Source organism: Hungatella effluvii (assembly GCF_003201875.1).
Taxonomy (GTDB): Bacteria; Bacillota; Clostridia; order Lachnospirales; family Lachnospiraceae; genus Hungatella; species Hungatella effluvii.
Genome location: NZ_QJKD01000036.1, coordinates 1 through 11,076 on the forward strand (window position 1 = coordinate 1; position 11,076 = coordinate 11,076).

The 11,076-nt window shown below is 51.7% G+C and carries 5 protein-coding genes; all 5 read right to left on the reverse strand.

Annotated features, from left to right (window positions below):
* Positions 1–4,451: hypothetical protein (locus DFR60_RS29935; protein ID WP_110326933.1), on the reverse strand; the 4,451-nt coding region annotated here is incomplete at its 3' end.
* Positions 4,448–4,615: a hypothetical protein gene (locus DFR60_RS30635; protein WP_167437773.1), complete on the reverse strand. Its 168-nt coding sequence runs from the start codon at positions 4,613–4,615 to the stop codon at positions 4,448–4,450. The genes DFR60_RS29935 and DFR60_RS30635, both read right to left, overlap by 4 nt.
* The gene (locus tag DFR60_RS29940) at positions 4,612–5,241 is read right to left on the reverse strand and encodes a tungsten formylmethanofuran dehydrogenase (RefSeq protein ID WP_207659599.1); all 630 of its coding nucleotides are present in this window, start codon (positions 5,239–5,241) and stop codon (positions 4,612–4,614) included. Before DFR60_RS29940 ends, DFR60_RS30635 begins: the two co-directional genes overlap by 4 nt.
* 167 nt (positions 5,242–5,408) lie before the next feature.
* A complete protein-coding gene (locus DFR60_RS29945) occupies positions 5,409–9,827 on the reverse strand; it encodes an N-acetylmuramoyl-L-alanine amidase family protein (protein WP_110326935.1) in 4,419 nt (1,472 codons plus the stop codon).
* A 10-nt stretch (positions 9,828–9,837) separates the two neighbouring features.
* A partial coding sequence (locus DFR60_RS29950; RefSeq protein WP_490393331.1) for an ATP synthase subunit B family protein occupies positions 9,838–11,076 on the reverse strand: 1,239 nt, incomplete at its 5' end.

The window sequence follows — 11,076 nt, forward strand, 5'->3', positions numbered from 1 at the left end:
ACAATATAGTTTGTCAGTTCCAGCTCTCCGCCCGGGTCTGTGGTAATCACACTTCCTTTGTCAATCAGGCTCTCTGCCGTGATATCCGTCTTTCCGAGCGGCCGGGCCACTACCGTGTACTCACAGTTATAGTCCAGTCCGGCAAACGTTAAATATACAGGATTTCCGGCTGGTTTCTTAAAGCCGCCGTTTCCGGCAGCCGGTATCTCCACCACCTGGCCGTTCTTGTCCAGCACCGCGTATTCCGAATCCGGGTCTGCCGGTTTTATGATCAGAACAGTCTTTCCTTCCTCTTCTTCATCGTAGATAATCTGGTAATTTGTCTCCAGCACTGGTGTCAGCACTTCTGCCGGCGCACTGAGCGGATCGGTTACTTCTTCAATGGTATCTCCCGCCTGCACCACAGTATTATCTGCGGCTTCGTATATGCGGTATTCGGCTCCCGGATAGAGATTGTCAAAGACTGCCCGCTCTGTCAGTTCATTTCCCCTGATCACCTCCAGAATCCTTCCGGATGGGTCTGTCAGGATATACTGGTATCCCGGTGTCGTGTTAAATACCGTGATCCGGCCTTTTCCCCGGGTATTTAATCCGGCCAGCGTCTCCGGCTGTGCCACATCTGTTCCGAATACATCCGGGTCCGGCCGGAACCGGATTGTGTATACCTGGCCGTTTACAAGACCCGTCTCTCCCGTTACCGGCGTCTCTCCTGCATACCAGCGGTCTGTTAAGTAATTCACCTCCGGCACATACTGCGGCAGGCTTCCCGTGATGTCACTCCACTTTTTATCATAGGTCGTGTGGAGACTCAGCGCCTCTCCTGTCCGTATGCTTCCATGCGCTCCCGCTTCAAAATGGATATCCACCCATTTCGAAGGGTCTTCCTCAAAGTATGCCGTCAGGACTTCTGCCCCTGTGAAACGGTCTCCTTCTTCCAGAAGGGTCTCCCCGTTGTCCAGAATTCCGTTGTGATTGCCGTCCACAAACCAGCCTCCGAACCGGTAGTACGTATCTGCGCCGGTTCCCGGCATCAGGCGTCTTTCCTTCATTCCGCCCAGCGTATATCCGCCTTCTGCTCCCTGTTCCGTTCCATCGTCAATCAGGGCGCTGGTTTTAAAGCTTCCGTCTCCCTGGGCCTGGACATCCGGGGACATTCCCTCCTCTGCCATCAGGCTTCCATGGGCGCCTGCAAGATATGTGATATCCGCCCACAGCGCAGGCACACGGTTGTGACGGTAGGCCACTGTCTCACTGTCATTGGGCATGGTTCCCGTAAAGTCGTTTCCGCTCCAGCTGATTAACGTGGTTGAAGGGCTGATGGATTTTGCAACCAGCTGATAGCCGTATGGCTGCTCATAGGTGACTGCGCCCTGGGCACAGGCCAGCCCCACCGCTTCCTCCGCCTGATGCAGATGCACCAGCGGCTCCCGGATATGGGTAAGCCTTTCATCCGAAGTCCCGTTATCCAGATATTCCACGGTCAGGGGATATCCCTCTTCTGTCGGCTCATAGAGGTATGTAATCGTCACCGGCTGGTTTGGCATCACTCCATGGAACACCCGGTTGTCGTCAAAATCTCCCTGAAGCCCGCTGACCAGATGGCCATCCGTATCGTCTGCCTCATTTCCCGCGTCGATACGCACGTCCACGCACTCATATCCGTATTTCGTCACCGGCTGGGCCGTGACACTTTCTTCCGGATAGTGGCCTGAGGTCTGCGCATCGGAAACCATAGTACCTCCCGCCGTCTCATGGCGTACCGTAAGCAGGGACTGGGCCGCTGTATTGCCGTAATTCACCGTATAGCGGTACCGCACTGTGGCGTCCTGCCCCGGCATGGTTCCTGTAAAGGTCCCGGTTGAGCCGTTAAACTGGCCGATCGGCAGGCTGGTTCCGCTGTAGTTATACTCGGTCGGCGTGGTTCCCGAATCCGCAAGACTCCACGTATAGCCATGGATCTCTTTTTTCTGGGCCTGGATTGCCGCTTCCACACTGTACGCGTTTTCTGCTGTACCGGTCTGGAATATGATATCGCCGGCCTGGTTGGAGTATTCTACCGTATAATTGAACTTTACGCTCGGATCCGGTTCAAAGACAGCGTAATAGGTAACCGGCGATTCTCCAAATACCGCCGGAAGTCCGGCGATAAAATCAGGATTCTCCCAGTCATTGACCGTGCTCCAGCCCCGGAATAAATAGCCGTACCGGCTGATCCCGGGCAGAAGGGAATTTACTGGAAATCCCGCTTTCCCTTCCAGCATGGGCGGCTGAGGAGTTCCTCCGTTCGCCTGGAAGGAGATGGTTGATTTACTTTTCGCGTACTGATACGAAATCACTACTTCCTGAGCAGGCATGGATCCTGTAATTCTGCCGTAATTGTCTCCCTGGGCCGTCTCGTATGTAAGGCTGGTACCGCTGCCCTGATCGATCGTAACTTGATCCAGCCGATATCCGGTCACCTCTCCCGGCGGATTGACCGTCACAGCGTCACCCGGGGCAAAATAATGAACCGGAATAACAGGCGCCCCCGGCACGGAACCGCCCGTATCCGCATCGACGATGACAAAGCTCATCGTATATCCATACCGCTTTATTACCGTATCCACGCCAGTTCCCAGAGACTGGCTTCCCGCTGAGGTAAATAATCCCTGAGTACTTAAGTCCGCGGTGAAATTATCGGCAAACGGACTGGACGCCCCCGGAGCTGGATAACCGTCAGATGGAACTGCAATCGTTATCTCCTGGTCGGCCTGTATGGAATTCCCTTCCGGTGATGCAGTCGGTATGGACTCTGTTGTCACACCGATGGAACTGTCTCCCAGGTCTCCAGCCACAGTCATGTATTTTCCATTCGGTAGATAGACGTTTGCAGGTGTCTCATCCGGCTTTTTGTTATTTTTAATAGTGACGTGATTCAGCACGGTAAATTTTCCGGTGCTGTTAAAATACACGGCGCCTTTTTCTGAAGTGTTATCTGTTATGACCGTACCTGCTTCTGACCCGTTCATATAAAGGTTAGAGCTTCCTTCCGCAGCTATGGCTCCTCCGGTATTGTTCTGAAGCGTGGTACCTCCGTTGACCTGAAGCGTTCCGGCAGTGGCCTCAATAATTGGCGCCGCACCAGCGGTTCCGCTTCCATCCAGGGTTATATCACTGAATTGGATCACAGCATTTCTGGACTGTCTGAACAGATTCCCTGTATATCCGTCAGCCCTTCGCAGTACTTTTATGTAGTTATCGGAATCCACGGTAGAATTCCCGTTGATATCCATGTCACTGCTGGATATTACAATCGAAGTTTTCTCCGCAAAACCGGAGGGCACTAAATCCACTGCGTGATCAAGGGAATCATAATCCTGGATATAAATATATGCATTCTTGCCATTACACTGTGAAAGCGCATGCTCTATGGTCTTAAACGGCTGTTTATACGTTCCTGCCAGTGAAGATGTGTTGGGATTTAAGTCGGCTCCGTGGGCAGAGGAAACGTAATAAGCGGCTTCCTTTGTCGTAAAAGCAATCCTTCTGTGGATTGTCTCGTAGGGGCGTATTTTAAACTTCCAGGAGTAAGCCAGGGAGTTGTCTGAATTTAAGGCAGAATCGCCAGCACTCTCTGTCAGCATTTGCTGTACCCGGGGACTGAACGGGCCTACCCAGCGGGTATCAGGCGGCACGGTGATCCCCAGGCTGCTGTCATTAGTAATTACATCCACAGTGGATTTACTTGGAACATCGAGCGCGTAGAAGCCTCTGGAGGTCTTATACACATCCTTTTGAAGCGAACCGTTTACCATCAGATCAAAAGGACTTGCCAGCCAGAAGGTTTCTCCTTCCGGTGAAAGGTTTCCTCCCACATGACAAAGATAGTAATCTACAAATACATACTTTCCGTCGGAACTGGCTGTGGTTGTAATTCTGCTTTCCAGTTCCACCTTGCTGCCGCCCGATCCAAACTTCAATTTTTCTACGGCTCCATTATAAAATGCCCCGTTAAAATTGGTAATTTTATTTCCGGCCTCATCCCGCTGTCCCAGTTTGGCCATATAGAAACCGGCAGGCAGTAAAACTGATGGGTCGTAAACCTGGTTAGGTATCTCATTTCCGCTTGGAGGAGTATTCCTTCCCGGGCCTGCCATAACCAGATAAGTAGGAAATCCAAATTCATTGTATGTGATTCTCATGGATCCCTGTTCATAATTTGTCTCCCCGGCTCTGAGGCCTTTCAAATCGTAGCGGTACGCCACGCCGCCCCAACCGTCAAAATCATTGGAAGACTTCCATTTGTATCCCAAAGTGTCACTGGCCCCATCTCCCAGATTCTCCGAAGGAAGCTCTGTGGACGCAAACGCAGTAAGGGTGAACGCTCCCCCTGGCCACGCCAGGCCGCACACCAGGCTTAACGCCAGAAGCACTGCGGCAAGGCGCCGGATTTTTTGATATATCTTTCTCATACGGTTCTCCTGACAGCTGTTTTATTGTTATCTTCCAGTTTGATCTGTGACCTCCACTCTTCCTGGAACAATTCAAGTTCCCACATCTTTTTCAGTGCCTTGCAGATCTCACAGATGCTGTCCTTCTGTTTTTTCCTGCTCTTACATCCAGTGCAGTTCATCATATTGCCTTTCCTCTTTTCTCTTCTTTCCTTTTTACATCTGTAAAACCGGAATCCGCTTCTTGAAGCCTGCTGTTTTCGCAGAATCTTACCTCCACTTCCTTCAGCATCCGGAATAATTCCAATGCGCTTCGAAAGCTGACATACTTTTTGCTGGAAAGCTGGCAGCGCAGCCGTCCCTGCATGGTTGCATTGCCCCGAAACAAAATCTGTATTTCCATAACCTCTTTTGTCACTGCCGCCTGTCTTTTTATGATATCCGACATTTCCTGCCAGCCTTCCTGTTTCTTCTGACCGTTTTTTTTCCCCTGCTTTGACAATTCCGCATACTGTTCCCTCATCTCAGCCTGCAAAAAGCGGGGATACATTGACAGCATGGGCTTTCCCGCAAGTTCACAGACTTCATCTATTTTTAAAATCAGCTGGTCAAGACCGCAAAAGGGGAGCGGGCTGTTTAAACACCGGTTCACAATGGTTCCATATATTCTGTTTTCTGCCTGGCCATGGATACAGATCATCATAATACCGGACCAGTCTGTTTGATCCATTACACGAAGCTGCTCTTCCATCTCCCGTTTCTTTGTCATTCTCTCATTGTACTGATTTTCTGCCTTATTTTTTCGGACCATAAACACTTCCTCCCTCTCTGAAGTATCATCCCGATCTTCTGGCCGGCATACGCTTCATCCCTGCCGGAGAGCCCACGTTTTTATATTTATGGAAGAAAAGCGGGAACACATTCAACGAATATCCTGTCGGTGTCCCCGCAATTCCGTCATCGGTTTTCAGCTTACTCTTACGGCGTCTCTCTGACCCATCTTCCGTTTTCATCTACCGGATATCCATCCGGTGTGATTCCATCCGTATACAACGAGCCATATGGACGCCCCGCCTGACTTACCGGGCTTAGGAAATACCACTCATTGCCCAGATTCTGCCACCCGGTAAGCATTCCGCCGGTAAACTGATTCAGATAATACCATTTTGTGTCTTTTGTATCAAAGTACCAGCCAATTCTCAGACGTCCCTGTTCTGTCCCCTGTTCGGAATTCAGATAATACCACTGGCCGTCTGTTCCCTGGTACCAGCCGGTATCCATCAATCCCTCTGCATCGAAATGATAGGTATAAAGCTGCTGTGAATTTCCATACCTTACATTTGCCCATCTGTTTTTAAGCCTCTGGCCGCTGTTAAGGATAAACACCCATCGGCCGTTATCTGCGCCGGCCTGCTCCCAGTGGCCGTCTGTTCCTTCATAATACGTTCTGTAGCTGTTAAAGGTATTGCCGGGGCCCATAGCACGTCCGATGCTGCCCGATCCCGATCCGCCTCCGCTTCCTCCGCCCGGATGGTTTGGATCATCCGGTTCTTCCGGATTATTCGGATCTTCCGGATTGTTTGGATCATCCGGTTCTTCCGGTTTATTGGGGTCATCCGGCTCATTGGGATCTCCCCCCGAACTGACAGAATCCACAACCGCCTTTAATGTCTGGTATGCCTGCAGCAGTTCATCCACGGTTGGACGGTAGACTCTGTTGACTACCTCCAGCGCTGCATCCACTGCATCGCTTAATATCTGTCTGTTTTCCTCACTTACCGAGGTGTTGTTTTTAAGCGCCTGTGCAACAGCGATCTGATCCATCAGCTTCTGCCTTGCCGCCTGCCATTCTGCATCATCCGCAGCCTGGTAAAGCACATACAGTGCTGTGGATTTTGTAACCGGAGCCGTAGTATCGTAAGAAGACGACGCTGTCTCTGTCTTTCCAAGCCCCTTGTATTCATAGGTAATTCCTGTGACCGGATCTGTGTAATCGTCAAAGATATTCAGGTTTTCAAACGTCTCCGATTCTTCCAGTGATGTTCCGGACTTTACTTTAAGGCTGTAAACCGCAGCTCTTTTGCTGTCAATAATCTTTACCTCATGAGCCTTTAAATAGGTAAGCAGATACGCTGCTCCCACATTTGCGTCGAAAGACACAGTTCCAGTAAAGAGTTCGCTGTCGGAGTTCGGGTCCGGATCCATCGGGATTTCGGTGCATACCGGAGTCCCTTCGGAATCCTCCACCTTCCAGAGTCTGTAATCCAGATACCCCAGTATACTTCTGTCTATCTCACTGTATACTCTGATATCCGGCGTAGAATTTCCTTCCTCCGGGAGTTCCTTATTCGTTCCGCCTACTTTTCTTGTCAGTGTGAAGTTCAGTGACCACGGCATCTTTGCATCTTCCCCGTCATCTCCCAATTCGGCCTTCACCGCATTGGACTCTGAAGCCTTCGGCGCGCGTCTGTCAAATTTCACCGTGTATTCCACATCAATTCCACCCGCCATTGCCGTCTGGTCCTCATCATTTCCAGTCAGCGCCTCAATCAGGGTATCCAGGTAGCTTCCCGATAAATCCAGGGCATTTTTTCCGTCCTTGGGTGAATAATCCACAGAGGCATTTCCTGGTGTGGCTGTGGGAGGCGTCTGGTAGACGGCCTGCAGTACAACATTCTGTCCCGGCATTGTCATCGGCTGATTACGCCTTACCGCAAAGATCTGCGGGCTGCCGATCAGTGTATTCCACTGTTTAAACACCTGCCCGTTATGGTCTGTAGTCTCCGCGTTGATTTTTATGGTGTCGCCCTTCTTTACAGAGGCAGACACTGCATGTTCTTCCGTCTCAACCACATTGCCGTCTCTGATAATTTCATCAATATATCCGCCGTTTGTCAAAGTAACGGTATAAGTTTCTTCCTCCTGTCCGTCATGGATCAGGGATACCTGGGTTCCCATGCTCTTCCTGTCTTCCGGCTGCACAGTCTCTCCGGCATGCTTTGCTACGACAATATACAGCTGGTTCGGCTCCAGATTTCCAAATACCGCTCCGCTTTGCTGGCTTCCTGCTGTAACCCAGCCATCGGCGTCGGCGCCCGGTACGTGAATGACTGACCCGTCGACATCGAGAACCGCATACAGGGTATCGGGAGCCGCTGGATTAATAGTCAGCCGCATCCGGCCTTCCGCGTTATCCATACCTGTCTGGTAATTGCTGCCGAGTGCCGGAACGTTCACCATGGTTGGCGGCCCGTAGTCAGATGGGTCCACATGTTCCGGGAGAATGGTTCCCACCGCAGGATTGGCTCCCATGGCCAACTCATAGACATAGTATGAGGTGCACGGATACCGCCCGGTGAAATCACCGCTTTGCAGCTGTACTCCATTCTTCACTTCCAGGACCTTATGCTCTTCGTCTGTCAGGGCGTATCTGCGGCCCTCATTTGCGCCGGATACTGTTATTCTTCCGCTTCCGTCTCCGGCAACCGCTCCCCGCGCATCCGGCATGGCCAGAATTCCGTCATCCGGCATGCCCACCGGCACAAATCTCGCTGTATAGTGCTGGTTGGCCAGAATCGTCTGGCTGTCCTGTACCCGGTTCCCACTCTCATCAAACCATCCGGCAAACGTGTAATACTGAGCCGGTACGGGTGTTGGCAGCGTCAGGTTCGTCCAGACGGTGCCTTTTACGGTGTGGATAGAGGTCTGCCCTGAGACAGCCCCATGCGCTCCGGCCCCAAAGGTCAAATCATACCACTCATTCGGATCTTCTTCAAAATTCGCAAAGAGCTTTATGTTGCTTGAAACGGCAAGATCCCCTTCCAGCCTTGCTCCCGTCTTATCGCTTCCGTTTGCATTAGCCAGATACCAGCCGTCAAACAGATAATGCGGAGACGGGGACGGTGTGATGTCCGCCGTCAGCTCGGCTATCGTATAGGTTCCGTGCTTTTTAAATCTCGGTGATACCTCCCCTGAGATAGTGCCGCTGCTTCCGTTATAATACTCAATCTTGGACCAGTATGACGTATCGGAAAGATTCTCATTGTATGTAATGGTCACCGTACCGCCCTGCATGTCACTGTTCAGGGTCAGTTTCCCGGTATTGGAATCGAAGCTTCCCTGATTTCCGGTAAAATGCTCATCCCAGTGGATATTTGGCGGGTAATCGTAGCCGGTCTTTTCCGCAACATCGATGACAACCGGATCGGCCGGGGCGATTTCCCGTATCTCATCATCCTCTAAAGGATTGCCGTGGTTGTCCACCCGTTTTACCTGAAGCATGGTATGGAAATTCGGGTCGATGTTATACGTATAGGTGATGGTAACCGGCTGGTTCGCCATCTTCCCTTTAAAATGGCTTGCTCCGTCGAAGGCGCATCCCGCGTCAGCTGCGGAATAGATCCCCCGTCCCTCCAGATCGGTGGTTCCTTCAAAACCGGGTTTCAGCTGTGCGCCCTGCAGCGTATATGCATTGATGACTGCAGGCGCTATGTCAATCTCCGTCTCCGCTGGAAAGGTATAGGTATCCGGAGTCTTAATCGCGGTACCGGAGGCATCCACATACTCGACGTTAACCGCGAACTTTTTGGTTGGGTCGGGCTCATAGCGGTAAGCCACGGTCAGATTATCGTTAGGCATACTGCCGCGGACCGCATTCGTCGTCGCGTTGATACTGGCTCCGCCTTCGAGAGTTCCGTTTCCGCTTCCTTCATCGTACTTACGCACTTTGTTGTTTTTTATCAGGACTGATTTTAACCGGTATCCCGGAATATCTCTCCGGTATGTAGCAGAGATCGGCGTATTAGCCATTACCGACCGGGTCCAGTCTTCACTCTCATAAAATTTCCAGAGGTCCGACGCTTCAGCCGCCGGCCACGCACTGGCATCGCTGCCATTGCTGTTGCCGTCTCTGACTGCATTTAAATCTCTGTAATGCATCACCGTAAACTGAAACGGCGTCGTCGCGTTTCCTTTCCATACAGCATTGTACGAGCTTACCTCTGTATAGGGAAACGCATATGGCAGTGACAGGATCTTATTGCCCGCCTCATTATACCAGCCGTCAAAGGTATACCCCTCCCATTCCACATTAAATTCCGGAAGCTTTGGCCGCTCGCCTGAACCGAAATTATCTTTTGGAATTCCGCTGAAATCGTCGGATTCCGTCAGAGGATGTCCCGCATTTCCTGTGGCATAGGATATCCCGTTATCCCGTCTCGGCATGCCGGCGTAGCTGGAATGGGATAAATTGGGCCCTGCCTGCGGATCAAATTCAATGACAGACTGGTCTCCGTAATTTACCGCATATGCCGGGATTTTTGGGGCAGCCATGGAAAATACCATGACTGCCGCAAGCGCCCCTGCCAGCTTTGACTTTATGTTAAACTTTCTTCTCATCGAGTTCCTCCTACTGTATCCATGCACCGTCGTCACCGACTGAACAGCCGTCCGGTGTCATTTCATTTTTATACATGGAGCCCAGCGGCTTTCCGCTTCCTCCGCCGTAACTCCATCTTCCCTCCACCGGATCATAGGCATAGACGCCTGCACCTGCGGACTCGAAGTAGTACCATTTTTCTCCGATCTTCCTCCAGCCCGTGGCCATCGCGCCGCCCTCCGGGATCAGATAGTACCAGTTTCCATCCGCTCCGTCATGGCGCCATCCGGTCTGCATCTTTCCGAAGCGGCCTTCCTTTTCCGTATTGCAGTAGTACCAGTTTCCGCTCTCGTCACGGATCCATCCGGTTTCCATGATTCCTTTGTCATTAAAGTGATACCAGCCGGTGCGGTCTGAGATATTTCCGTTTCCGTCCGTCGGATACTTGATCCACGCCCACATTCCGCTGAGTCTCATTCCGCCGTTCAGCACGAAGGCCATCTGGCGTTCTCCGCCTTCCGGCGCGCTGATCTCCACCCAGTTTCCGTTGGTTCCTAATGTATAGCTTTCCGGACGTTTTGTATTGAACGGGTTCTGCTTCGATCCGCTTCCGCTTCCGCCGCCGCCTTTGTTTCCGCCTTTATTCCCATTATCCTGGATATCATCGTAATGGTTGTAGCGGTCATCAAGGATCTTTTCATACGGCTCAGTCTTCTCCTTCAGCTTTTCAAGCGCCTCTTCCAGCTGGCCCGCTGTCGCCCTGGGATTCTCACGGTCCAGCACTTCCAGTGCTTCCTCCACCGCTTCCTTTAATTTTCCGCTTTCCTCCTGTTTCAGGAAATGGTCGTCGCTGACACGGATCGCTTCTTTGATCGCATCCTCCAGTTCCTTCCTGGCATCGTCCACTTCTTTTACGTTGTCTTTATAATACGCATACAGATAAGTCTTTCTGTATATCGCCGACGATGGTTTAAACTCCTTATAGCGGTCCTGGCTGTAGCTCCAGCCCTCATAACGGAACTCTGCACCGTCCGGATTCACAAAGTATTCCAGCTGCTCCGCCACCTGGCCGTACTCGCTGTGATAGTATTCGTCCTCCGGCGACTCGTCGCGGCGAACCTTGAAGTAATACCGGTAACGGTTCTCAAGCGGCAGCGCCACGTTGTTGATAAAATATACCCGGTACGCCCGGTTATACACCATCACATAGCGGCTTCCCGCGTGTGCCGTAAACGCGTACAGCCCTCCGGTTTCCTCCGGGTCCTGCTC